This is a genomic window from Oceanobacillus zhaokaii (assembly GCF_003352005.1).
GTDB classification, from domain to species: domain Bacteria; phylum Bacillota; class Bacilli; order Bacillales; family Amphibacillaceae; genus Oceanobacillus; species Oceanobacillus zhaokaii.
In genome coordinates, this window is the sequence record NZ_CP024848.1 from 3,797,297 (window position 1) to 3,823,179 (window position 25,883).

General features: G+C 37.2%; 20 protein-coding genes, 1 pseudogene and 1 riboswitch. Of the genes and pseudogenes, 6 read left to right on the forward strand and 15 right to left on the reverse strand.

The features are described from left to right. Positions 1–149 precede the first annotated feature (149 nt). A complete protein-coding gene (locus tag CUC15_RS18500; RefSeq protein WP_242985902.1) occupies positions 150–1,376 on the forward strand; it encodes an MFS transporter in 1,227 nt (408 codons plus the stop codon). 147 nt (positions 1,377–1,523) lie between these two features. Here CUC15_RS18500 and CUC15_RS18505 read toward each other — a convergent pair whose 3' ends face one another. Continuing rightward, positions 1,524–1,997: a PaaI family thioesterase gene (locus CUC15_RS18505; RefSeq protein ID WP_114918092.1), complete on the reverse strand. Its 474-nt coding sequence runs from the start codon at positions 1,995–1,997 to the stop codon at positions 1,524–1,526. A gap of 189 nt (positions 1,998–2,186) precedes the next feature. Here CUC15_RS18505 and CUC15_RS18510 point away from each other — a divergent pair, with 189 nt between their 5' ends. Together CUC15_RS18510 and CUC15_RS18515 are read left to right on the forward strand one after the other, a co-directional pair. Further along, positions 2,187–3,248, forward strand: a complete 1,062-nt coding sequence (locus CUC15_RS18510) for an NAD(P)/FAD-dependent oxidoreductase (RefSeq protein ID WP_114918093.1) — start codon at positions 2,187–2,189, stop codon at positions 3,246–3,248. Positions 3,249–3,337: 89 nt separating this feature from the next. Further along, positions 3,338–3,850 (forward strand): YcxB family protein, encoded by a 513-nt coding sequence (locus tag CUC15_RS18515; protein WP_114918094.1) that lies wholly within the window; start codon positions 3,338–3,340, stop codon positions 3,848–3,850. A gap of 447 nt (positions 3,851–4,297) precedes the next feature. Here CUC15_RS18515 and CUC15_RS18520 read toward each other — a convergent pair whose 3' ends face one another. The 13 genes and pseudogenes from CUC15_RS18520 to CUC15_RS18580 all read right to left on the reverse strand — a co-directional run bounded on the left by CUC15_RS18520 (position 4,298) and on the right by CUC15_RS18580 (position 22,877). Continuing rightward, positions 4,298–5,755 (reverse strand): glycoside hydrolase family 1 protein, encoded by a 1,458-nt coding sequence (locus CUC15_RS18520; protein ID WP_114918095.1) that lies wholly within the window; start codon positions 5,753–5,755, stop codon positions 4,298–4,300. Between the two features lie 54 nt (positions 5,756–5,809). Next, positions 5,810–7,681, reverse strand: a complete 1,872-nt coding sequence (locus tag CUC15_RS18525) for a beta-glucoside-specific PTS transporter subunit IIABC (protein ID WP_114918096.1) — start codon at positions 7,679–7,681, stop codon at positions 5,810–5,812. Between the two features lie 151 nt (positions 7,682–7,832). Further along, complete coding sequence (gene licT, locus CUC15_RS18530) at positions 7,833–8,675, reverse strand: BglG family transcription antiterminator LicT (RefSeq protein ID WP_114918097.1); 843 nt, start codon at positions 8,673–8,675, stop codon at positions 7,833–7,835. Between the two features lie 272 nt (positions 8,676–8,947). Continuing rightward, positions 8,948–9,814 carry a Cof-type HAD-IIB family hydrolase gene (locus tag CUC15_RS18535; protein ID WP_114918098.1) on the reverse strand — a complete coding sequence of 289 codons (867 nt, stop codon included), beginning with the start codon at positions 9,812–9,814 and terminating at the stop codon, positions 8,948–8,950. Between the two features lie 356 nt (positions 9,815–10,170). After that, positions 10,171–11,850 carry a peptide ABC transporter substrate-binding protein gene (locus CUC15_RS18540; protein WP_114918099.1) on the reverse strand — a complete coding sequence of 560 codons (1,680 nt, stop codon included), beginning with the start codon at positions 11,848–11,850 and terminating at the stop codon, positions 10,171–10,173. 174 nt (positions 11,851–12,024) lie between these two features. Beyond that, positions 12,025–13,449, reverse strand: coding sequence for an argininosuccinate lyase (gene argH / locus CUC15_RS18545; protein WP_114918100.1), 1,425 nt, complete (start codon positions 13,447–13,449; stop codon positions 12,025–12,027). Further along, complete coding sequence (locus tag CUC15_RS18550) at positions 13,446–14,705, reverse strand: argininosuccinate synthase (RefSeq protein WP_114918101.1); 1,260 nt, start codon at positions 14,703–14,705, stop codon at positions 13,446–13,448. Before CUC15_RS18550 ends, argH begins: the two co-directional genes overlap by 4 nt. Before the next feature lie 423 nt (positions 14,706–15,128). Further along, positions 15,129–15,776: an SDR family oxidoreductase gene (locus CUC15_RS18555; protein WP_114918102.1), complete on the reverse strand. Its 648-nt coding sequence runs from the start codon at positions 15,774–15,776 to the stop codon at positions 15,129–15,131. A 100-nt stretch (positions 15,777–15,876) separates the two neighbouring features. Next, entirely contained in the window at positions 15,877–18,525 is a 2,649-nt protein-coding gene (locus CUC15_RS18560) for a cation-translocating P-type ATPase (RefSeq protein ID WP_114918103.1), read from the reverse strand. 75 nt (positions 18,526–18,600) lie between these two features. Next, positions 18,601–18,743, reverse strand: a riboswitch (yybP-ykoY riboswitch). A 250-nt stretch (positions 18,744–18,993) separates the two neighbouring features. After that, positions 18,994–19,830: a phosphate ABC transporter ATP-binding protein PstB gene (pstB, locus tag CUC15_RS18565; protein WP_114918104.1), complete on the reverse strand. Its 837-nt coding sequence runs from the start codon at positions 19,828–19,830 to the stop codon at positions 18,994–18,996. A 76-nt stretch (positions 19,831–19,906) separates the two neighbouring features. Further along, positions 19,907–20,792, reverse strand: a pseudogene (pstA, locus tag CUC15_RS18570) (phosphate ABC transporter permease PstA). 2 nt (positions 20,793–20,794) lie between these two features. Beyond that, entirely contained in the window at positions 20,795–21,751 is a 957-nt protein-coding gene (pstC, locus tag CUC15_RS18575; RefSeq protein ID WP_114918105.1) for a phosphate ABC transporter permease subunit PstC, read from the reverse strand. A 121-nt stretch (positions 21,752–21,872) separates the two neighbouring features. Beyond that, complete coding sequence (locus CUC15_RS18580) at positions 21,873–22,877, reverse strand: PstS family phosphate ABC transporter substrate-binding protein (protein WP_114918106.1); 1,005 nt, start codon at positions 22,875–22,877, stop codon at positions 21,873–21,875. A 276-nt stretch (positions 22,878–23,153) separates the two neighbouring features. Here CUC15_RS18580 and CUC15_RS18585 point away from each other — a divergent pair, with 276 nt between their 5' ends. Together CUC15_RS18585 and CUC15_RS18590 are read left to right on the forward strand one after the other, a co-directional pair. After that, the gene (locus CUC15_RS18585) at positions 23,154–23,525 is read left to right on the forward strand and encodes a CidA/LrgA family protein (RefSeq protein ID WP_114918107.1); all 372 of its coding nucleotides are present in this window, start codon (positions 23,154–23,156) and stop codon (positions 23,523–23,525) included. Then, on the forward strand, positions 23,518–24,207 hold the full coding sequence (locus CUC15_RS18590; RefSeq protein ID WP_114918108.1) for an LrgB family protein: 690 nt from the start codon (positions 23,518–23,520) through the stop codon (positions 24,205–24,207). Before CUC15_RS18585 ends, CUC15_RS18590 begins: the two co-directional genes overlap by 8 nt. A 183-nt stretch (positions 24,208–24,390) precedes the next feature. Here the strand turns inward: CUC15_RS18590 and CUC15_RS20310 are convergent, their stop codons facing one another. Continuing rightward, positions 24,391–24,540 (reverse strand): hypothetical protein, encoded by a 150-nt coding sequence (locus CUC15_RS20310; protein WP_205317630.1) that lies wholly within the window; start codon positions 24,538–24,540, stop codon positions 24,391–24,393. A 274-nt stretch (positions 24,541–24,814) separates the two neighbouring features. On the opposite strand from CUC15_RS20310, the gene CUC15_RS18595 reads away from it, so the two are divergent. Then, positions 24,815–25,630 carry an N-acetylmuramoyl-L-alanine amidase gene (locus tag CUC15_RS18595; protein WP_114918109.1) on the forward strand — a complete coding sequence of 272 codons (816 nt, stop codon included), beginning with the start codon at positions 24,815–24,817 and terminating at the stop codon, positions 25,628–25,630. Positions 25,631–25,883: the final 253 nt, after the last annotated feature.

The following is a 25,883-nucleotide window of genomic DNA, read 5'->3' on the forward strand; positions in this document are numbered from 1 at the left end:
AAACAATAATATAATGCACTTTGATTTTGAAAAAGTAATTGCTAAATATTATTTGAATTGTACAATATTAAGTATAGCCATATTAAGATAAAAATTACATTTTCAAGTTCTAGTAAGCTAGATACTATTAATTGAAAGAAGGTAAAGCTGTGGAAAATACCGACAAAGAGAAAGTCAAGATACTAAAGGAAAGTGAACCAATCTATTCCATATTATTCATTATCGGAATATGCCATCTATTAAATGATTCCTTACAGGCCGTTATACCTGCCATGTTTCCCATTTTGGAGAACTCACTCGGTTTAACCTTTACACAGCTTGGGCTTATTGCGTTTACATTAAATATGATTTCTTCTGTTATGCAGCCATTAGTAGGAATCTATACGGATAAGCGGCCAATTCCTTATGCATTGCCAATTGGACTAACGAGCAGCATGTTCGGAATGCTCGGGCTCGCACTAGCACCGAATTTCTGGATGATTCTTTTAAGCGTTGTCTTTATTGGACTCGGTTCTGCTGTTTTTCACCCTGAGGGGTCTCGTGTAGCTTATCTTGCTGCTGGAACGAAGCGGGGTCTATCGCAATCGATTTATCAAGTTGGGGGAAATGCAGGACAGGCACTAGCTCCTTTAATCACCGCACTAATCCTTGTTCCGCTAGGACAATTCGGGGCAATTTGGTTCACCTTAGTTGCTGCATTAGCGGTTATGTTCCTTTCTTACATAGCAAAATGGTATGCAAAGCAAATAAAAATATTTAAAAGCAAAAAAAGAACACAAACTGAAAGAAAACCGAATAAGAATGTTTCCAAAGCAATTAAAGGAGCGATTATCATTCTTATCTTCGTGACCTTTGCACGTTCATGGTATAGTGCGGCAATTTCCAATTTCTATGCTTTTTACGTCATGGATAATTACGGAATCACAATCGCAAACTCTCAAGTGTATATCTTTACTTTCCTTGCAATGGGTGCTGTTGGAACGTTTCTTGGCGGACCATTAGCAGATCGATTCGGTAAACGGAATATTATCCTTTTTTCATTATTAGGCTCTGCTCCACTTGCATTAGTCCTTCCATACGTTGGACCCACTATCGCTATCCTTATCCTTGCAGTAATTGGACTGATGTTAATGTCCAGCTTCTCTGTCATCGTTGTTTATGCACAGGAGCTCGTACCGGGTAAAATTGGTACGATGTCTGGATTAATTGTCGGACTAGCATTTGGTATGGGAGCAATTGGTTCAGTTGCTCTAGGTGCCCTGATTGATTTCTTTGGATTAACATCAACGATGATTATGATCTCATTATTACCTTTATTAGGATTTGCAGCATTGCTATTACCAACTGATAAAAAGGTAAAGGAATGGTACACATGAGTAGCATTACAATTTGAATAAGGCCGGGAATTCCCCAAAGAAAATTCCCAGTCTTTAATATAGTACCCCTCTTATTTCATGCACGAAAAATTTAAAAAGATTGTTCATATTCAACTAACTGCCTATTGATCCATCTCGCCACCCATTTTAGACAAAAGATTTCGGCATCACAACAGCATCAACCATACCCTTCGCGCAAACCAAATTGTTGGCAAATACTTCTACGTGTATTTTCCACCGCTTAGGATGAACCTCTTCCAATATGCTAACTGCCTTTAAACGTACTCCTAGTGGGGTTGGTTTCATAAAATCAATCGAAAGTGATGCCGTAACAAATCTTGGCGGCTCAACTTCATAACCTGGTTCATGACCATTTTTACGGTGTAATGCGAGCGATGCAGATCCAGTCCCATGGCAATCAATTAAAGAGGCAATCAATCCACCATAGACAAAACCAGGTATTGCAGTATGTTCTGGAAGTGGAGTATAAACCGTTATCGTTTCTTCTCCTTGCCACCCCGTTCTAAGATGTAATCCATGTTCATTTAATCTCCCACAACCATAGCACCAAACATAATCATCTGCATACTCGTCTTGAATTGCATGTATCACGTTATCCACCCAAAAATCACCCTCCCTATTAAAATGAGTATAACATTTATCGTCTAATTTTGAATATTCCTGACTAACTGAGATTTACATTAAAGAATGCTCAAATGACTGATTCTTTAATGACAGACAGGCCAATCTTTGCTAATCTATAGATGAACAAGAGAAAGGGTTTCATTACATATTTTGGGGGTTATTTACATGAAGAAACTCGTCATATTAGGCGGGGGTTATGGTGGCATAAAAGTATTAACAGGACTGCTTGATTATCAAATACCTGAAGACATACATATCACTGTCGTAGATCGTAATCCATTTCGTTCGTTGAAAACAGAATTCTATACAATTGCGGCGGGCACGGTTGCAGAAAAAGATGTGCGCGTTGAGTTTCCAGACGATAAGCGCGTTCAATACGTATTTCGTGATATAACAAAAATTGACACTGAAAACCAGCAAATTATCTTCCAAGATTTTGAAGATCCACTTACCTATGATTACTTAGTTATTGGTCTTGGCTGTGAAGATAATTATCACGGAACACCTGGAGCTGAGGAGTTCACTGAAAGTGTGCAAACCTTCCAGAAGGCACGACACACCGGTGTCGCAGTCGGCAATTTAAAAGCTTACGGAAAGGTATCTATTGTCGGAGCTGGCTTAAGTGGGATTGAAGTCGCATCGGAAATAAGGGAGAGCAGACCAGACTTGAATATTCGCTTGCTCGACCGTGGAGCTTCCGTATTAAAAGCATTCGATTCTAAAATTCAATCTTATGTAGAAGACTGGTTTGTAGAAAAAAATGTAGAAGTCATTCACCATTCAAACGTAGAGTACGTAGAAAAAGATGGTGTATGCAATAACGGCGTTTGCTTCCTTAACGATGTCACCATTTGGACTGCAGGCGTCAGACCGAATTACTTAGTACGTGAATTACCGTTTGCAAAGGATAACCAAGACAAGATAATTGTCAATGACTATTACCAAGTTCCAAGCAATCCAAATATATATGTCTTAGGTGATTGTGCATCGTCTTATTACTCACCTAGTGCACAGCTAGCGGGTATGCAAGGCGAAAGAATTGCCGACGTGCTGTTAGCGATACTTACAGGTAAAAAACCTAAAACACCTAAGGAAATAAAGTTAAAAGGAACGCTCGGTTCGTTAGGAAAATCTGATGGGTTCGGTAACATGATGAAAACACCATTTACTGGATTCCTGCCCCGATTAGCTAAATCTGGTGTGTTATGGCTTAGTAAACGACATTAATAAAGGAAGGGAATCAATGTACGAAGATTGATTCCTTTCTTTAATAAAACGCTAATCACTGATTAACATTATTTAAAGGAGGAGAGCAGTTGGAGATAAACTACAACCTCACAGAAGAGGATTACCTGAACTTTAATCTTTTTCACATGAAAAACTCTAAATCCGTTATGAATTCACTAAAGATGCAACGATTTTTAACACCAATATTCTTTATCTTAATATCCTATCTATTTTCTCAGCTTGGTGACACACCATTTCTTTTCGCATTTATACCTTTTTTAATTATCAGCATCATATGGATCGTGTTTTATCCAAGGTTTTTCTACAAAACAGTTATCAGAAATGTAAAGAAAATGATTCGTGAAGGTCGGAATGGCGGACTGATTGGGAAACATCGTATGATCATTACAGAAGATGGAATAACAGAAACCACTTCTACTGACGAAACAAAAGTGAACTGGTCTGGTATTCAGGCATTCAAAGAAGACAATGATTACTTTTATCTCTATAATAGTTCCGTTAGTGCCTATATCTTGCCTAAAAGGGAATTAAAGAATGCAGATGAAGTAAAAGATTACTTGAAAAAATATTCGATTGCTTAATCGATTACAAGGCAATAGTTAAATCCGCTAAATGATAGAGGCGAACAGTGTGTATTCCTGTTCGCTCTTTTATTCTATAAATTTACCTAAAATTAATATTCAGTTAGTACTCGCTTAATAGTATTTCGTTATGCTAGAGATATCATTAAGAATATTAATTTGGGAGGTACAGTGATGCGATTCCTAACTAAGTTTAGTATCAGTTTCGTTTGTGCTGTTTTATGGTTCTTTTGATTTAACCAGTTCTCCTCAAACTCATGTTTATTTTAAGTTTGGTAAATTAACCTGCTCTAATTTCTTCGGACCATGTCCCCGCTCATGTTATTAAAGGATTTCATCCCCCTCATCTTTCTATTTAATATTTCCTATATATACATTAAAAACGGCCGTGCTATCCTCAGCACGGCCGTTTTTATAAAAAAGGTCTAGAAAAATCAGTTCCAATTCTTATAGTATTTCTCCATTACTTTCAATAACTTCTTTATACCATTGGAAAGAATCTTTACGGCTTCTGGCTAAAGTACCCTCACCTTCATCATCTTTATCAACATAAATGAAGCCATAGCGTTTCGACATTTCACTTGTTGACATGGAAACAAGATCGATAGGTCCCCATGCTAAGTAACCCATTAAGTCAACGCCATCACCGATTGCTTCCCTCATTTGCTCAATGTGTTTGCTCAAATAGCTAATGCGGTAGCTATCATGGATTGAACCATCTTCTTCGACTTTATCGTAAGCACCTAATCCGTTTTCCACAAGAAATAGTGGTAATTGATAACGATCGTACAGATCATTCAATGCAACTCGCAGACCAATTGGATCGATTTGCCAGCCCCATTCTGAAGCTTGCAGATAAGGATTTTTCAACGAATTCATCAGATTCCCTTCCGTCACTTCTCCTTCAGGTGATGCAGAGGATAGCATTGACATATAGTAGCTGAATGAAATGTAATCAACTGGATATTGTTTTAGAATTTCATCATCGCCTGTCTCTTTTACAATTTCAATGCCATTCTCTGCGAAGAAACGATCCATATATTTCGGATACTCCCCACGAGCATGTACATCTGTAAAGAATAAGTTTGCTTGGTTATCCTGTTGTGCCTTGAGTACATCTTCTGGGTTTGGTGTGAATGGATATGTGCTCATTCTCGCAAGCATACAACCCATTTGACCACCTGGAATAATTTCATGTAATTTCTTTGTAGCCAGTGAGCTTGCCACGAACTGATGATGCAAGCCTTGGTATTTCGCTTGTTCCGGGTTTTTCTCTTTATCTGATACGACTCCGCCTCCAGTAAATGGACTGATTGTAATCATATTAATTTCATTAAATGAAATCCAATATTTTACTTTATCACGGTACCTTGTAAATACTGTTTCAGCATAGCGTACGAAATGATCAATTGTTTCACGACCTGCCCAGCCGTTATATTTTTCCGTCAGGCCATAAGGTGTTTCATAGTGAGATAGTGTCACAACTGGCTCAATATCATATTTCGCTAATTCATCAAATATATTGTCATAGAACTGTAATCCAGCTTCATTCGGCATTTCATCATAGCCATTCGGGAAAATTCGTGACCAATGAATGGAAAGCCGGAATGCCTTAAAGCCCATCTCTGCTAGCAATGCGATATCCTCTTTATAGCGGTGATAGAAATCGATTCCTTCGCGTTTCGGATAACGTGCAGTAGATTCACCACTTAATATTCGTCTGATTTGCTCAGATGTAACTTCTATTGCAGTATCTTTTGTACGTTCATTCTTCGGAATGTATTCAACAAAATCAGCCGCTGATAATCCTTTACCATCCTCATCAAATGCACCTTCGATTTGGTTTGCAGCTGTTGCTCCTCCCCAAAGAAAACCTTGTGGAAATTTTGCTTTAAATTGTGACATACTATCTCTCCTTCTTAGAATTTTTATCTATATTCTCTGTTGTTAAATAGATATCTATTTAACAATAGTTAGAATCTCTTCTTCAACGTTAACAAAACGTGATGCTGTTGGTAAAACATCTAAATAGTTTGCTGTATTTGTGATAATGACAGGTGTTGTCGTTTTGTAGCCATCTTTTTTAATTCCTTCTATATCAAAGGCTACAAGCTTCTGACCTTTTTTAATAACATCGCCAGTTTCAACAAATGCCTCGTAATGTTTACCATCTAACTGAACGGTGTCGAGCCCAACGTGAATCAATACTTCCACGCCGGCATCACTTACTAATCCAATTGCGTGTTTTGTAGGGAAAATTGTTACTACTTTTCCGTCAAATGGCGCAACAACTACACCTTCATTTGGTTCAATTCCAACACCTTTACCCATTGCCCCGCTTGAAAATACTGGATCATCAACATCTTCTAATGGAATCATTTCACCTGTAATTGGTGCAGTCAATTCAATTCTTTCTTTTCTTTCTGATACAGGAGCTACCGCAGGTTTTTCTTTTGGTACTTCTTCTGTATTAACTTCTTTTTTCTTACCTTCTGTTCCGAAGATAAATGCTAAGATTGTTCCTGCTACAAATGCTGCCCCAATTCCAATGACATAGCCCATAATTGGTGAATAAGCCGGAATAGTAAAGGCACTATTAAATACAAATGAAAATACTCGTACATCAAATGTTGCAATAATCGCACCACCAATTGCACCTGCAATTAATAATAACGGAAGTAATTTTTTATATCGCAGAATTAATCCGTATAGAATCGGCTCCGTTACCCCTGCAAATAAGCCTGATAAAGTACCTGCAAATGATAGAGATCGTAAATTTTTATTATTTTGTGAGCGCAGGAAGATACCAAATGCGATACCCATTTGTGCAAAAGTAGCTGCTGCCGTGATTGGTCCGATTGCATCTCCACCACGAGAGAAGTTATCGATCATAATTGGAACAATACCCCAATGCACACCTAAAATAACTAATATTGGCCAAATAGCCGCAATGATAACACCAGTTAGAATTGCTGAGAAATCTAACATGAAGGTAATTCCACCTGCAATAGCTGCACTAATGTATTGTGCAAACGGGCCAAATACTAATGCTGTTAATGGTACCATTACTAATATACCAACCATTGGTACAAAGAATAATTGAATCGTATCTGGTGTATATTTTTTAACGAATCGCTCTAACGGTGCATAGATTGCCATTGCGATTAGTAATGGAAATACGGTTGATGCATAATCCGACATAACGAGCGGGATCCCCATAAAGTTTACATCGCCTGTACTTGCTAAAAGAGCCGTAAAGTTCGGATCTAGCAATCCAGCTGCAATGGTCCCCCCAACAAACGGATTTACATTCAGCTTCTTCGCTGCAGAAATTCCTACAAAGATTGGCAAGAAGTAAAATAGTCCACTCGATGCAGCATTTAATACGGCATACGTTGAACCCTCAACGTCAATCCATCCAATTAAAGAAAGAACCGCAAGTAAAGCTTTTATCATTCCAGCACCAGCAAGCGCTGGAATTAAGGGAGAAAATGTTCCCGAAATATATTCAAAGACTTTGGATACAACGCCAACCTTCTCTTTGTCCCCATCATCTTTATTGCCATTTTCAGAATCTCCTGCACTAATTTTATGATTGTTCATGATTTCTGTATAAACTTTTCCAACTTTATTTCCTACGACAACTTGATATTGTCCACCCTTCTCTACTACTGTAAGCACATCAGGAAGATCCTTTAATGCCTTATCATTCGCTTGACTGCTATCATCTAACTTAAATCTTAATCTTGTTGCACAATGGACAAGGGAATTTACATTATCTTCTCCACCGACTAACTCAATAATTTTGTCTCCTAATTGTTTATTAATCATTTCTTTCACTCCCTTTTGATTAGATAGCTTTGTAGTTTTACTTGACTACAAAATAAAAAACCTGAAAAGATCACAAAAAGGCGATAAATCCATTCTTGTGTATTCTCCTCAGGTTTTGCCTGCATAACCAGTAACAATCCTATAATGTGTATTAACTTTTCTCTCTACTTGTAACCCTTTGAATATGAATCATAAAGTAAGCAAGTTCGTCTTTGGTCATCTGCATTTGATACTCTCGCTCTAAGTAGGCTTGTACTTTTCTGCTGCATTCAAAAGCTTCGGGATACTGCATCTTTACTTGCTCATATAGCATATCATTTTGATCGTCATTTAGTTCTCCGCGTAGCATTCGGTAAGCAAAATAACGAAGATGTGTAATGAATCGGCTATAATTCATTGACTCTACATCAAAATTAATGCTGTAATGGTACTTTACAATATCACTAATATCACCGACGATAGCCGTCATCTTCACAGTCTCTTCCATTCTAGAGCAGTCTTGTCTTGCATTAAATAAATGAAGGGCAATGGATGCCGATTCATCCTCTGGTAATCGTTGACCTGTTCTTGCTTCAATAAGTTCTAATACCTTGCGCGCAACTTGATATTCATCTTTATAGAACTTTTGCACTTCCCACATCAGCGCATTTTTTATTGGAATTCCATCCTTTAACCTAGTGAGCGCAAAGTGTATATGGTCTGCTAGTGACAAGTATAAGGAATCATTTAATTCCGTATTTAATTCGCTAGTTGCCATTTCGATAATATCTTTTGCAAGAACCATTATTTCATAAGGTATTTCATCAAGTAGTTCAGATAGTTTGTTAGCAAAGCCTTCGGAAGGGGTGATAAAGGTCTTCTCAATTTTTTCGGTATCTATCTCGTCGCCTGGCCTTTTTTGAAAAGCTAGACCTTTACCCATAACAACCATTTCCGTATGATCTAAATCCTCTGTCAATGCGACATTATTATTGAATACCCTTTTAATTAACATTATTATCACGTTTCCCTCTCAAAAATAAAAACCTGAATCAATTAAAAATATAGAAAGCAATCCCTCTATATATTTAATCAATTCAGGTTTTGCCTGCCAAACAGTAACAATCCTCTGATTAATTTTATTATAATTGATTGCGTTTTCTTTTGCAAGCGGTTTATCACTGTTCCTCAATTAGGAATAATTTTAATTTTATAAATTAATACACTGAGCAGACAGGGAGATATAGTAATTTCCTATTTGCTCAGTGTAAACATATCAATTACCTATTATACCATAGCTTCCTGCAGCATCTCTTCTATCGCTGCAGCTACGCCATCCTCAATATTTGACTTTGTCGAATACTCACAAAGCTCTTTTATACCTTCCTCAGCATTCGCCATTGCAACCCCGCGACCAGCCATCTTAAGCATACTCGCGTCATTCCAATTGTCGCCTAAAGCCATTACATCCTTCATCTCGATACCCAAACTAGCTGCAAAGCTTTTTAATGCTATACCCTTTTGTGCTTCTGGATGATTAAATTCCAGGTTAATATCACCTGAAGAGGTAATAGCAATCCCTGATTCCTCTGATAATTCCTCACGAACAGCCGCTAATTTAGTTTTATCATGGGAAAAAGCTAAAATTTTATATATTTCAACATTGTCAATCGAAAATATTTCCTCATAATCATTGATAAATGTTACTGGCTCCGATTGGAATCGAAGTGCAGCCTTTTCTCGAACTTCTTCATCTGAGATATCTGGATTTGCAGATTTCATAATATCAACAAGAACTTGAAGGAAATACTCTCTGCTGCCGGAATACATTCCATCATTTGTGAAAAACTCAATATACATATCCCTTTTCTGACAACTTGCTAGGATTTGTCTCGAAACCTCTTTATCCATTGCGACTTTGCTAATAATTTTCTGATCTTCTCCATAGGAAACAGCCCCATTCAAACTAATTATCGGGCTGGTGATGCCTACAGCTTGAAGTGGCTTACTAGCTGCCTCATAAGATCTCCCCGTCGCAACAACAAACTTAATCCCCTGATCGATCGCCTTTTTAATCGCTTGGGCATTTTCTTCACTAACAATACCGTCTTCATTTAAAAGAGTACCATCTAAATCTGATGCAATAAGTTTCATTTAATTTCTCCTTACTTATTTACTATTCATTATTTTCTTACTTCTAATTGATTACACTTTCTATTATATTCAATTATACTATGCATACCCGATTTTTTCAGAGGATACACAATAACATTAAGAAATCTTTATATTTACGTTAAGGCTGCATTCTAAAAAGTTTATTTCCTTTCAAGATAGAGAATGATAATGATTAGGTGAGGTAAAGTGTGAACTAACTAAATTTGTTAATAGACCTCTCCATCCAGAATTGCATCACAATTTTTTCTAGTATGCACTTCATATAGATTACAATACAATTGAATACAAAAAGAGCATATGCCACTTTTTAAGTAGCACATACTCTTCTTTAATTACTATTCTGCTGAGCCTACACTTGCCCATTTGTATTCATATGGTGCTCCGAATGGGTTGATGAAAACACCTTCTACTTTTGGTGAAACTAACTGTGCACGTGAGCTTTGATAGATTGGTGCGATTCCAGCATCTTCAAATAAAATCTTCTCCGCTTTCAGGAAGTTCTCATAGCGTGCAGCATTATCTGTTGCAAGCGTTGAAGCTGTTGCCTTCACTAATTCATCATACTCTGCATTTGAGTAGCCCATGTTATTGTTACCACTATCTGTTGTCCAAAGATTCATGTAAGTAAATGGATCAAGGAAATCTGGACCCCATCTAGAAATTTGTAATTCATAATCCATGTTTGTATCCAAATCAAGTCGTTGTTCTTTTGGTACTTGTTTTAATTTAATTGTTAATCCTGGTAAATTCTTTTGTAATTGATTCGCAATGTACTCTGTCATTACTTTTGTTGTTTGATCATCATCAACTAATAATTCAAGCTCCACTGCATCTGTTCCAAGCTCTGCTAAGCCCTTATCCCAGAATTCTGCTGCTGCTTCTGTATCATATGTCATTAGGTCTCCATTAACAGCTCTGAAATCATCGCCACCATCTGGCAGTGGTGTGAAGTCAGCTGGAATTAAACCATTTGCAACGAATGAACCATTATTAAGAATTTCATCAACTAATGCTTGTTTATCGAATGCTCTACTAATAGCAGCTCGAATATTTTCATTTGCAAGTGCTTCTGTTGTTGTTTGGTTGAACTTAATAAAGTAAACAAATGTATCTGCTGCTACAGCATAATCTTCATGTGATGCATACTGGTCAACTAGATCCGATGTTAAATCCACACGGTCAACTTTACCTGTTTCGTATAAATCAACAGCAGTTTGTGGTTCTTTAATCACTTCAAATGTAAGCTTGTCCAATTGGACTGTTTCAGCATCCCAATATTCTTCACTTTTCACAAGTTCCCAAGAATTACTTGTACTTTCCCAGTTTTCAATTGTAAATGGACCATTTCCTAGTACCGTTTCGGAACTCGTAGCAAAACGATCTCCTTGCTCTTCAACAAACTTCTGATTTAACGGCAGGAACGTACCAAACGATGTTAGTGTTTCGAAGTATGCAGTAGGATTTTCTAGTTCAACTACCAATGTGAAATCGCCATCTGCTTTTACCCCTAATTCTTCAACTGGAAGTTCTCCACTGCTTACTGCTGTAGCATTTTTAATTACATCATTCATCATATATGGACCATATTCAGAACCGGTATCTGGGTTTACTGCACGTTGCCATGCATATACGAAGTCATGTGCCGTTACAGGATCTCCGTTTGCCCATTTGCCATCTTCACGTAGTGTAAATGTCCATGTTAACCCGTCTTCACTTACTTCATGGTCTGTCGCCATGCCATCTACAGGTGCTGCATTCTCATCTAATCGATATAATCCTTCCATTGTCGCTGCTAAATAGACGAATGAAGATTCATCTGTTGCAAGCGATGGATCCATGGATGGAATCGCCTCTGGATTTGTTAGATTAAGTACTTGTTCCCCGTTTTCTGCAGCAGAATCATCTCCTGCTCCTTCAGCCTCTGGTGCGTCCTCTGTATCTCCGCCAGAACATGCTACTACTACACTTAGCAATAAACCAAATACAAGTAGAAGCATCCAATTTCTTACTCTCATTGTAAATCCCCCTTAACTACATTTTTCTGAAAATTTTCGTTGTTTCCATTAAAAAGAAACTTGTAAGTAATTATACCTAAATATTCTAATATTGCAAGCAAATTATTTAAAATCATAGAATAATACTAGAATTAAAAAAGCTAGAGCGGGCATCCACTCTAGCTTTTTTAAAGATTATTCTGATAAAACACGGATTGTTTTCACTTGCAATTGAATCCAGTTATTACTCTCTTTCATGGCTGCTACTGCCGTCGTTATTTGTTCCTCTACTCGATTTTTTGCTGTTCCACCAGCAACATCACGCGCATTAACGACAGTCTCTGGATGCAATACATTAAAAATATCGGACTCAATTAAATTGGAGAACGACTGGAATTCTTCTAGTGACATATCTAGTAAATATTTATTATCATTAATACAAGCTAGCACTACCTGACCAACTACTGCATGGGATTCACGGAATGGCATCCCTTTCCCAACTAAATAATCTGCTAGATCAGTTGCGTTTGAGAAATCCTCACGTACTGCGGCATCCATCTTTTCTTTTTTCACTTGTATCGTCTCAATCATCGGCGCAAATAGTGCCAATGCACCTCTTAACGTTTCGACTGTATCAAACATACCCTCTTTGTCCTCTTGCATGTCTTTATTGTATGCTAGCGGCAAGCCTTTCAAAGTCGTTAGCATTCCCATTAAATGGCCATAAACACGCCCTGTCTTTCCTCGGACAAGCTCTGCAACATCCGGGTTTTTCTTTTGCGGCATCATACTGCTGCCCGTTGAGAATGCATCATCCAGTTCAACGAAATTGAATTCTGCACTTGACCATTGAACAATTTCTTCGCATAATCTTGATAAATGTGTAGAAATCAAGGATGCATTTGCTAAAAACTCAACAACGAAATCACGGTCACTCACTGCATCTAAACTGTTTTCACTTATACCTGTAAAGCCTAGTTTATCAGCAACAAGATGCCTATCGATTGGGAAAGTCGTCCCCGCCAAAGCACCTGCACCAAGCGGGGATTTATTTACGCGCTTAAAGCTATCCATCAGTCTTTCTACATCACGCTGAAACATAAAGACATATGCCATCATATGGTGACCGAATAGTACTGGTTGTGCTCGCTGCAAATGGGTATAACCAGGCATGACCGTGTCTAGATTTGCTTTCGCTTGATTTAATAAGGATTCCTGGACACCGACAATCAATTCAGTAATCTCAATAATTGCTTCACGTAAATACAGTCGCATATCCAAAGCTACTTGGTCATTTCTGCTTCTGCCTGTGTGCAGTTTTCCACCAACAGCACCGATTTCTTCAATCAATAGCTTCTCCACATTCATATGAATGTCTTCATTCTCAGCTGTTAATACTGCTGTTCCATCTTCTATTTTCTTAGCCACTGTTTGTAATCCCGCAGCAATTGTATCTGCATCTGCTTCAGGTATAATGCCACAAGCCTTCAGCATCTCTACATGTGCAATACTTCCCTGAATATCAAAACTCGCTAATTTCTTATCAAAATAGATGGATGCTGTATATTCATCAACTAGTTGATTCGTTGGTTTCGTAAACCTTCCTCCCCATAGCTTCACTTCTTAACAGCTTCCTTTACTCCAAGATTAACTTTGTCAATGGAATTATCTTTCTTTACGTGTGTACCATTAACAGCAGAATGTACCTTCGTTGGTAATCCCCATAATTTAATAAAGCCTAATGCAGCCTCATGATCAAATGCATCTTCTTTATTATAAGTTGCAAGGTCAAAGTCATATAGTGAGTTTGCTGATTCACGACCAACTACTTGGGCGCTTCCTTTATATAATTTTACTTTTACCGTACCAGACACATAGCCCTGAGTTTGCTCAATAAATGCTTTCAGTGAATCGGTTAACGCTGAGAACCAAAGGCCATTATAAACGGTTTGCGCAAATTTTTGCTCAATGATTGGTTTAAATTCGGCTAGTTCTCTCGGTAATGTCAGTGCCTCCAGCTCTTGATGTGCAGCAATTAATGTCAATGCTGCTGGCGCCTCATAAATTTCACGTGATTTAATCCCTACTAACCGGTTTTCCACATGATCAATTCTTCCAACTCCATGTTTGCCAGCAATTTCATTTAATTCTAAGATAAGTTCATCTAGTGGAAGTGCTTTTCCATCAATAGAAACTGGCTTCCCTTGTTCAAAAGTTAGTTGAATGATTTGCGGTTCATTCGGAGCGTCAACTGGATCAACTGTTAATTCAAATGCTTCCTTAGGAGCCTCTGCCCATGGATCCTCAAGTATCCCGCATTCATTGCTGCGTCCCCATAAGTTCTGGTCAATACTAAACGGATTATCTAAATCAATTGGAATTGGAATATTATGTTCTTTTGCATATTCGATTTCTTCTTCTCTAGACATTGCCCATTCACGAACAGGTGCAACGATTTGCAGATCTGGATTTAATGCAGTAAAAGCAACATCAAATCTTACTTGATCATTTCCTTTTCCGGTACAACCATGAGCAACAGCTGCTGCTCCTTCTTTCTCAGCAATGTCTACCAAAATCTTCGAGATTAACGGACGTGATAAGGCAGAGATTAACGGGTACTTTCCTTCATATAAAAGATTCGCTTGAAGTGCAGGTAACACATATTCATTTGCATAGAGTGATTTTGCATCAATGACATAAGACTTAATTGCACCAACATCTAGCGCTTTCTTTTGTACGAAGTCCAGATCCTTGCCTTCTCCAACATCAAGTGCAACAGCAATAACATCATAATTATATTTTTCCTGTAACCAATTAATTGCCACAGAAGTATCTAATCCACCAGAATAAGCTAGAACGATCTTTTCTTTACCCATTTAAATTTCCCCTCTCATATTTTACTATGTATGAATTATTATGCATTATATTGTATAATAATTCAATGGTTTTTTTAATTATTTTTGTTTATGTTATATAATTTAGTTGCACATATTGGGGAGAAAGTTTACTACTTAATACTTGGGAAGAGTATAGGTGATCATGTGCTCACAGACTCTCCGCTCCGAAAATACACTACGCTGGGATGGGTCGAGAAAAAATAAATTACAATCTCCTTATAAAATTAGACATCATCTTTCTTACATAGCTATTAGGAGTAGAAGATAGGAGACATTCAATACAAATTACAACGAGTTCGAGTTTATATAATAGTAACAAATGAAATGTTCCTAATTTCAACAAAAAAAACGGGCATCCAAAGTAGATTTTCTACCTTGAATACCCGACTCTCCAACATTGTTTTATAGATTTTTTAATGCATCTGCAATAAGAATATCTCCAGAAATAAGATCAAATGACTGGCGATATGTCTTTTCCTCATTTAAAGAGGCAATAATTGTTCTCGCAACATCTTCACGTGGCACTGAACCTCGTGTAAGATTTTCTGCCACAGTTACCTTTCCTGTGCCTGGTTCATTTAGTAATCCACCAGGGCGAACAATAGTATAATTTAAATCACTCGCTATAAGTGCCTTATCCGCATAGTGCTTCGCAGCCATATAAGGCTTAATTGGACTGTCTGCCCAAGCATCGCGATTGTTAGCATTAATAGCACTCACCATCACAAAACGTTTTGCACCAATCTGTTCTGCAGCTTCTATCGATTTAACTGCCCCATCTAAATCGACTAATAACGTTTTGTCTGCTCCTGTATTTCCGCCAGAACCAGCCGAGAAGATTATGGCATCACTGCCCTCTATCGCACCTGCCAGTTCCTCAACCGAACCTTCTAAATTAGCAACAACTGCCTCCACGCCTGATTCTTTTAATGCCTCAGCTTGTTCCTCTCTCCGCACCATTGCTTTAAGCGAGTGTTCATCACTTTCTTGTAATAGTTGAACTAAATGTTTACCAATTTGCCCGTTTGCTCCGATTAATAGTATCTTCATTGTAATCTCCCCTTTACGATAAGAATACTTACTCTGTTCATTGTTTCAGAATATAGCATATTAATCAAAGCATGTGCTTAATTGAATTGAATCAAAATTATTATTTATTTTTACTTAAACGATACAGTGTTATTTTCACAATATCCATCAATATTACAGCTCCAATTGCCAATCCAGTTGCAATCAGCCACTCATTAAAGCCAAATGCTGCAGGAATTGAGAAGATGTCACGCGCAAACGGTAGAATGGTAATTGCGTATAGTACGAAACCTAATAATACCGCACCAATAACATATTTATTACGAAAGAATCCTGCACCAAATGCAGTTTGTGTATTCGATCGTGCAACAATTGTCTGTAGAGTTCGCGAAAGGATTAATGTCGTAAACGCCATTGCAATCCCCATTTCCGTTGATTGTTCTAAACCAATATAGAAGGAGATAATAACCGCTATCCCAATTAATACTCCTCTTGATACAACCGCTTTTAATGTTCCACCAGCAAATAATCCTTCATCTGGATCACGTGGTTTCTTCTTCATAATGTTTGGCTCTGATTTTTCCATTCCCAAAGCAATTGCTGGGAGCGAATCATTTACGAGGTTGATAAATAGTAATTGCAGCGCAGTAAATGGATTTGGCAGGCTAAAAATTACTGCGTAAATAATTGCAATAATGGCACCTAAATTTCCTGCAAACAAATATCCAATCGCCTTTTTGATATTATCATAAACCGTTCTTCCAACACCTACCGCATTTACAATTGAAACGAAATTATCATCCGTTAAAATCATAGATGCCGAATCCTTTGCAACATCTGTTCCACTTCCCATTGCTACTCCGATATCGGCCTGTTTCAGGGCTGGCGCATCATTCACTCCATCACCAGTCATTGCAGTTACTTTATCCTTCTTCTGCCACGCACGAACAATTCTAATTTTATTCTCTGGAGAAACTCGAGCATAAACAGAGATCTGCTCTAATTTTTCATCAAGCTCAGCATCTGACATAGCATCCAATTCCTGACCAGTAAGTGCAATATCATGTTCACCCATCAATCCAATGTCCCGACCGATAGCCTGAGCAGTTGTCTTATGGTCACCAGTTATCATGACTGTTTTAATTCCAGCTTTCTTCGCTTCCTCGATTGAGCCGTACACTGCTTCTCGAGGCGGATCAATCATTGCAGTAAGTCCTACTAATACAAGGTTATTTTCATCTTTTTCATCAATCTTCGTTTTTTCTTCTGGTAAACGTTTATAGCCATAGGCTAGAACACGTAATGCTTGATTTGAGAAATTTTCATTCGCTTGTTCAAACTGACTTAACAGCTCCTTCGATATCGGCACTTCTTTTCCAAACTGAAGGACATGGCTCGCACGGCCAAACATTACATCTGGTCCACCTTTTGTAATCATTGTTTTTGTATCATCAAGCATATGTATCGTCGACATAAGCTTTCGATCAGAATCAAATGGCAGCTCAGAAATTCGCGAATAGGAATTGCGAATCTCATTGTAATCTTTATTGTTATTGTTTGCGAAGTTTATCAGTGCGACCTCGGTAGGGTCACCAATTTCCTGTCCATCTTCATTAATATAGGAATCATTGCAAAGTACAGCAATATTTACTAACAGCTGTTCCTGCTTACTCCACTTTTCTGGATTCGTATCTAATTTCTCATTATCATCTCCTGGAATAAAATAATCCGTGACGGTCATTTTATTTTGAGTCAATGTTCCCGTTTTATCTGTTGCAATAACACTCGCAGAACCTAATGTTTCTACCGCTGGAAGTTTACGGATAATCGCATTTTGCTTTGCCATTTTATTCGTTCCAACTGAAAGTACAATTGTAACAATCGATGAAAGCGCCTCTGGAATCGCTGCTACTGCAACGGCTACCGCAAACATCAAAGCCTCTAAAATAGCTGTAGTTGTATCAACCGTACTGTTACCTAACCAAATACGAGCCGCTTGAACAGCGAAAATCAAAATACAGAGAAGAAGAATACCAATGCCAAGCTGTTTACTAAATACATCTAATTTACGTTGCAATGGTGTTTGTTTAGATTCAGCTGTTGAAAGCATATTTGCAATTTTACCAATTTCTGTTTTCTCTGCTGTCCCTGTAACAACAAATGATCCACGGCCATAGACAACAAGTGAACTACTAAATACCATATTAAGCCTGTCACCTAAAGCTGCTTCATTTGAAATAGTGTCACTATGCTTTTCAACCGCTTCTGATTCACCAGTCAGCATTCCCTCGTTAACTTTCAAAGAACCACTTTCGATAATTCTACCATCCGCTGGAACGCTATCACCGGCTTCCAGCAAGACAAGGTCGCCTTGAACAAGCTCCCTTGCCGTAACCGTTTGTGTCGTGCCGTTCCGAATGATTTTCGCTTCTGGTGCCGACATATCTCGAAGGGCATCAAGTGAACTTTCTGCTTTTTTCGTTTGTACTACACTAATCACTGAATTGAGTATGAGTACAAGGAAGATAATTAATGATTCTACTACTTCCCCAAGAATTAACTGAACCCCGGATGCAACTAAAAGAACGATAACCATTGGATCTTTGAAGGTTTCAAGAAAAAGTCTCCACGTAGGAACCTTCTCCGAATCTTTAATCTCATTAAAACCATCTTTCTCTAGTCTTTTCTTTGCCTCTTCAGATGTAAGACCTTCTTCTGAAGCATTAATTGATTTTAGAACATCTTCTTTACTTTGGCGATAATAATCCACGTTTAATCCCCTTCCTTATAGTTAATAAAAAAGACACTTTTAACTGCTCTATATTTAACCTTGTTTAAATATAAAAAGCGAGACCTCTGCCTTATTAGGACAAAGGTCTCGCTGAGCAATTTCTTGCCAATAAAGCCGATGATTTAAAAATCATGTAATGACGACTTTATCTTGGAATTAGCATTTAAATCCCACCGCTACTCCCCTTTGACAATTCATATTGTCAAGGTATGTTTTATAAGTTAACATTATCATATTTTTCCAATCATCACAAATATTTTACCTTGAAGAACAGCAATTTCACGCCAATTATTATCCCTTGCTATTTTCAAGCCATTTTAAAATGGAATCGATCGAAAAAGCAGACAAGTAGAGAACAATATTGTTCGAATTATTGAAGGAGAAAACCTTAAAACTTGGTTAAAGCTTCTTATGAAAAAAAAACTGACCTCAGCCAGTCTTTTTTTCTTATCCAAATCGACCTGAAATATAATCTTCCGTTCGTGAATCAGATGGATTTGTAAAAATATTATTAGTATTATCGTATTCAACAACTTTTCCATCAAGGAAGAAAGCAGTTCTATCAGAAATACGTGCTGCTTGTTGCATATTATGTGTAACAATAATGATTGAATAATCTTTCTTCAATTCTTGAATTAATTCTTCAATCCGAAGTGTCGATTTAGGATCAAGTGCAGAAGTAGGTTCATCCATAAGGATAACATCCGGCTGAACAGCTAAGCAACGAGCGATACATAGACGTTGCTGTTGTCCACCTGAAAGTCCATAAGCATTTTCGTTTAATCGATCTTTTACTTCATCCCAAATATAAGCACCACGCAGACTTCTCTCTACCACTTCATCTAATATTTTCTTATTACGGATACCATGAATCTTTGGACCGTAAGTAATATTGTCATAGATAGATTTAGGAAATGGATTTGGTTTTTGGAATACCATTCCAACTCTTGTTCTCAAATCCTCTACTTTAAATGACTTATCTAAAATATTCTTCGATTGATATGTGATTGTTCCTGTTGTACGTACTCCTGGAACAAGCTCTACCATACGATTTAGCGTTTTGATATATGTTGATTTACCACATCCAGATGGTCCAATTATTGCAGTAACTTCCTTCTCATAAATGGATAAATTAATATCTCTCAATGCATGTGTATCCGAGTACCATAGGTTTAAATCTTTCGTATCGTAAACAATGTTGCGTTCAACATTCGTTGTGTCTGCTGCAACGTTATCAACTTTTAGCTTTATGGTTGATTTCTGATTTTCTGATGAAGAACTCATCGTTTTCCACTCCTTAATATCTTATGTCCAGCTTCGTTATTAACAAACGAATAATCTCTAAATTACTAGTCACACATTAATACCTTTGTTGGAATTTATTTCGAATAAAGATAGCAATGGAATTTAGGATAAATAATAGTAATAGCAATATTATAATCGTTGCTGCAGCTAAGTTTGCATATTCAGCAACTAGTGACGCATCAAGTGTCCAGTAATATATCTGCATCGGAAGTGCTGTAAAAGTATCTAGTAATCCATTCGGGAAAGGAATTAAAAATGCAGGTATACCTAGTACAGTTAATGGAGCAGTTTCACCAATCGCACGTGATAGGGATAAAATCGTACCTGTTAAAATACTTGGTAGTGCAGCAGGTAAAATAACGGTTCTGATTGTTTGCCATTTTGTAGCACCCATTCCATATGCTGCTTCCGATAGATGCTTTGGAACAGCTCGAAGTGCTTCTTGAGCAGAAACAATCAAGATTGGTAACACGAGCAGAGATAATGTTAATCCACCGGCAAGCACAGCATTGCCAAGTCCTAAAAATCTTGAAAATACAGTTAAACCTAAAAGTCCATATACAATTGAAGGTACACCAGCCAAGTTGGAAATATTTGTCTGGATGAAGTTCTGAAACCATCCTTTTTTTTGCATATAATTCCAGATAAATCGCTGAGCCTATCCCAATAATTATTGTAACAGGAATAACTACTAACATCATCCAAGTCGTACCGAGAAGTGCTCCCATAATTCCAGCTCTATCAGGATTTGAAGATAGTTTGGCCGTTAAAAAGTTCCAATCCAACCAACCAATTCCTTGCGTAAGGACACGAATTAGAAGGATTGCAAGTACAATGAGTCCAACTAATGTTGAGAGGAAAAAGATTACTTTCCAAATATTATTTTTACGGACGCGGGCATTCATTCTGCCTTCTAATTTGGTTGCATCAATTTGTTTCATAATTAATATTCCTCCCTAAATTTACGAGAGACATATCTTGCAAGTAAATTCATAATAAGTGTAAATACAAATAGTGTTAGTGCAACAGCATATAAGCTATAGTATATTGTCGTCCCAGCAGCTGCTTCCCCACCAGAAACTTCAACAATATACGCAGTCATCGTCTGCATAGATTGTGTAATGTCAAATGTAAAGTTTTTGGAACTACCACTTGCAATCGTAACAATCATTGTTTCACCAATAGCACGCGAAATACCGAGAACAAATGATGCAATAATTCCTGATAATGCTGCAGGTAATACTACTTTAATTGTAGTTTCAAGTTTAGTTGCTCCCATAGCGAGTGATCCTTCGCGCATTGCATTCGGAACGGATGTCATCGCATCTTCAGATAATGATGCAATCATTGGGATGATCATTACACCCATAACTAGACCAGGACTGAGTATATTCGTAGCTTCGACAGCAGGAAATATGGATCGTATTAGAGGTGTTACAAAGGTGAATGCGAAAAAACCGTACACAATTGTCGGTATCCCTGCAAGTACTTCTAATAGTGGTTTGATTACTCTTCTAACCCTATCCGATGCATATTCACTTAAATAAATTGCAGACATTAGCCCAATTGGACCAGCTACAAGCATCGCAATAATAGTTGATATAATAGTACCATTTATTAATGGCAGAACTCCGAATTCAGGGTTCTGACTTAAGGGCTTCAATACCGTTCCAGTAAAGAATTCCCAGATTGGAACTATTTTAAAGAATTCTATTGCTTCACTAATTAATGTGAGAACAATTCCTATTGTCGTAAGAACTGAAATGAATGCAATAATAAATAAAATTGCTGGAATAGCTTTCTCAAAATAATTAGAGAAACTTTTCTTTTGCTTATTTATTGCGATCATTTCACTGACGTCAACAGCATTTTTCTTATTTAAATCGCCGTTTGTTGCCATATTTTGTTTGGCACTCCTTCCGCAACAATTTGCTTAAAAACTCAGAATAAGATGAGAGCAACGCATTAGTTAGCTCTCATCTTATTAGATTATATATTATTTTTCTATGAAATGCTATTGATTATTTAATTGCTTCTAATTCTTCTAGTAATGCTTGAGCCTCTTCATCTGGAATTGGTGCGAAACCAGTTTCTCCAGCGAAAGTATTTGTGTTTTCCATTACATACTTAGCATAATCAAGCACTTCTGGTTTTTCTTTAGCGTTATTTACATTTAAGTAAGTAAACACTGGACGAGTGAAGTTAGCATAAGGGCCTTCTTCTCCAATAGTTTCAAGAGATGGGACAACTGCACCTTCACCAAAATCAATACCTACTGCATTAATTTTGTCTTGGTTGCTGTTATAGTAACCAAATCCGAAGAATCCAATTGCATTTTTATCTTCAGCTATTAGCGTTACAAGTGTTGAGTAATCTTGTTGAAGATCGATATCACTAACTAAATCTTGTTCTTCAAGAATGTTTTCATAGAAGAATTCATAAGTACCATGGTTTTCATTTGGACCATAAGTTTGGATTTTCTCTTCAGGCCATTCTGGGTTAATATCAGACCAGTTTGTTACTGTACCAAGGAAAATATCTTTAACTTGTTGTTCAGTAAGTTCTGTAGCCCAATCATTTTCTGGGTTAGTTACAATTGTTAAACCGTCTAATGCTACTTTAAGTTCTTTAACTTCAATTCCAAGTTCATCAGCTTTCGCTTGTTCTTCATCTTTAATTTCACGAGAAGCATCGTTAAAGTCTGTTCCGTCTTCTGCTAGGAATTTCTCAAATCCAGCGCCTGTACCTGCACGACTTACTTCAACAGATACACCAGGTTGGTCAACTGACATATATTCTTCAGCAATTCTTTGCATTAATGGAAAAACAGTTCCTGATCCATCGATTACAACATTACCTTCTAATTCTTCTGAAGCTGTATCTTCTGAAGCTGTATCTTCTTCAGTTCCTGCATCTTCCTCAGTTCCTGTATTCTCTTTATCGCCTTCGTCCGCTCCTCCGCATGCTACAAGCACAAATGCAAGTGCTGCTACTACTAGGAACATAAGATACTTTTTGAAATTCATGACTAAATGTCCTCCCTATTGTGAACTATTTATTTTTGAGCCGCTTTTTGCTCTCAATTGATAGTATAGTGGGTAAATATTAAGGTTGTGTGTACTGAATGTAAAGGTTTTGTAAATTTATGTAGAAAAAGTCCCCCTAATATCGTAGAATTTTGTAAAAAAATGCGTCATTTATCCCTTATTAACCAGCAATACTATCATGTCTTATATCATTTGCACTATTTTATTTGTTATACTTACATTTGTTAATTATTTTCTATTAGGAGTGGAAATACGTTGCTTACCATTTTTAAAACCGTGTTCCAGATAGCCATATTGTATATATTCTTTCAATTAGGTGAGTGGATTCAGCAGTCACTTCATCTATTTATCCCTGGAAGTGTAATAGGAATGGTCATTCTCTTCCTATTATTACTATTGAATGTAGTCAAACCGTCTTGGATTGATTTAGGATCCAAGTTTATTATTAGACATTTGGTCTTGTTCTTCATCCCTGTAACGGTAGGTGTTATTGAATATCTCGATTTATTCAAAGGCTATGGCCTTATTTTAGTTATCATCGTAATTATTAGTACGCTGCTCGTCATGATTAGCTCTGGACTTGTGAGCCAATGGCTAGTGCGGAGAAAGGAAATAAATAATGACTAACCTTTATATCGGTTCTATCGCAATCATAGGAACTATAATCATTTATATTCTTTCAGCAAAAATCCATGACCGATTCGCTAAACCCTTTACATTGCCAGTGCTCATCTCTACTGTTTGTATCGTTCTCATGTTGCTCATTTTTGATATCCCCTATACAGCATATATGACAGGTGGAAAATGGATAAATGAATTTCTGGGACCTGCAGTTGTTGCGCTTGCCTATCCTCTTTACATGCAACGTCACACAATAAAAAAACTATTAATTCCTATCCTAAGTGGAATCATTGCCGGCGCAGTTATTGGCGTTCTGTCTGGAGTTCTACTCACTAAATGGACTGGATTTAGTGATGAAATCATCGCCACTATCAGCACAAAGTCTGTTACTACACCAGTTTCAATGGCAATCACAGAATCTATCGGCGGTATTCGCCCATTAGCAGCTATCCTTGTCATGATTGCTGGGATTAGTGGAGCAGCTCTGAACGAATTGCTTTTTAAGCTGTTCAATATCCAACATAATATTGCTAAAGGTATCGCTTTAGGCAGTGCCTCACATGCTATTGGTACGGCAGCATCAATGGAAAAAAGCCTCATCCAGGGTTCTGTTAGTACTATTGCAATGGTCATTAGTGCTATAACTGTTTCAATCATTACTCCTGGAATAATTGTATTTTTAGTGTAAACACTATTACATTTTTAGTAGTTAAGAAAGGATAAAAACTTTCTTACTACATAAGTGCAACCAAGGCTGTCACCGAAGGACTTGGTAATACCCAAGTTTTCTAATAAACAGGGAAGTATTACTAATTACTTACCCTGTTTATTAGAATTGAAACTACTTTTTATGATAATGTACAAACTATTTTTAATCTTTACTTTTATTCGTTACATACTCATTCGGTGAATCCCCACCAACGGAATTATGATTCTTATATTGGCTCTTCCTTCCATTGCGATGCTCCCCACTGTTTTCATTTTCTTTAAATTGCCTGTTTTTCTGCTCTTTATTTGTCATAAAATACCTCCTCGATGATTTTGTTTAGTTTAAGGAAATATCGGTTATTTATACGCTTCATTTCTTAGTATAGATTGTTTCACTTCCACCCCCAAATCCAATTCCGATTCGATTGTAATAGTAGTAAAGGCTATAAGCTGTTCACAAAATCAATATGATAAAGATCTTAATCAAATAGAAAGGAGGAATACTGGCAAATCGGGGATATAATCAAATTAATATTTGTTCAAAACGATAAATGTAAAGGAATTTAATCAAAAGGAGGAGTTTACCTATGAAGCTTTATTTAGATCCAGGTCACGGTGGTTCAGATCCTGGTGCAAGTGGAAATGGTTTAAAAGAAAAGGAAATCAATCTAGATATCGCACTTCGAATTCGCAGCCTCCTGACAACGAACTATGAAAATGTTCAAGTAAAAATGAGCCGCACAAACGATAACACTAAGAGCTTACAACAGCGAACAGATGAAGCAAACAGTTGGGGAGCCGACTTTTATATGTCCATTCACTGTAACTCTTTTAATGGAACTGCTAATGGCTACGAAGACTTTATTCACAATCTACTATCCAATCAATCCAGAACAGCAGGCTACCAAGACATACTCCACAGTGAAATTATTAAAGCTAACGGACTTTATAACCGCGGCCAAAAAAAGGCTAATTTTCATGTATTACGTGAATCAACAATGGCTGCGTTTCTATCCGAAAACGGATTTATCGATAATAGTAAAGATGCTGCACTTATGAAACAGACATCTTGGAGACAAAAGGTTGCACATGGTCATGTAAATGGCTTAGTTAAAGCCTTCAATTTAAAAAGAAAAGCAGGAAAGCCAAGTGATCCTATCAAACACAGCAATCCAAATATACTTTATAAGGTTATTGCCGGCTCATTTAATTCAAAGAAAAATGCAGATGCGCGTGTTGCTTTTTTAAAAGGGGAGGGAATTGAAGCTCTTGTTACTACCAAAACTATTTCAAATGTGCGCTGGTATCGAGTTCAAGCGGGAGCATTTAAAAATCGCAAAAACGCAGACGAACGTATGAATGCAATTAAGAAGACTGGTGCAGACGCATTTATTGAAAGCTAAAAATGCAAAAAACCTTATTGTCTGAAGGCAGTAAGGTTTTTCGCTATAAAATTATAGAAATATAGGATATGGATAACCTTTGGCTCCTTTTCAGCCACACTCAATTTCAGCGACTAGCGATACTTCACTCAGGGTTTATACCTTTTAGATAGTTCGTAAATCTGCAAGCTAATTATTTGACGACAAACAATGTATAGTGTATAATAAGTGGTCGCTACAACAATAAATTGAAATAAAAATATGAGGTGAGAAA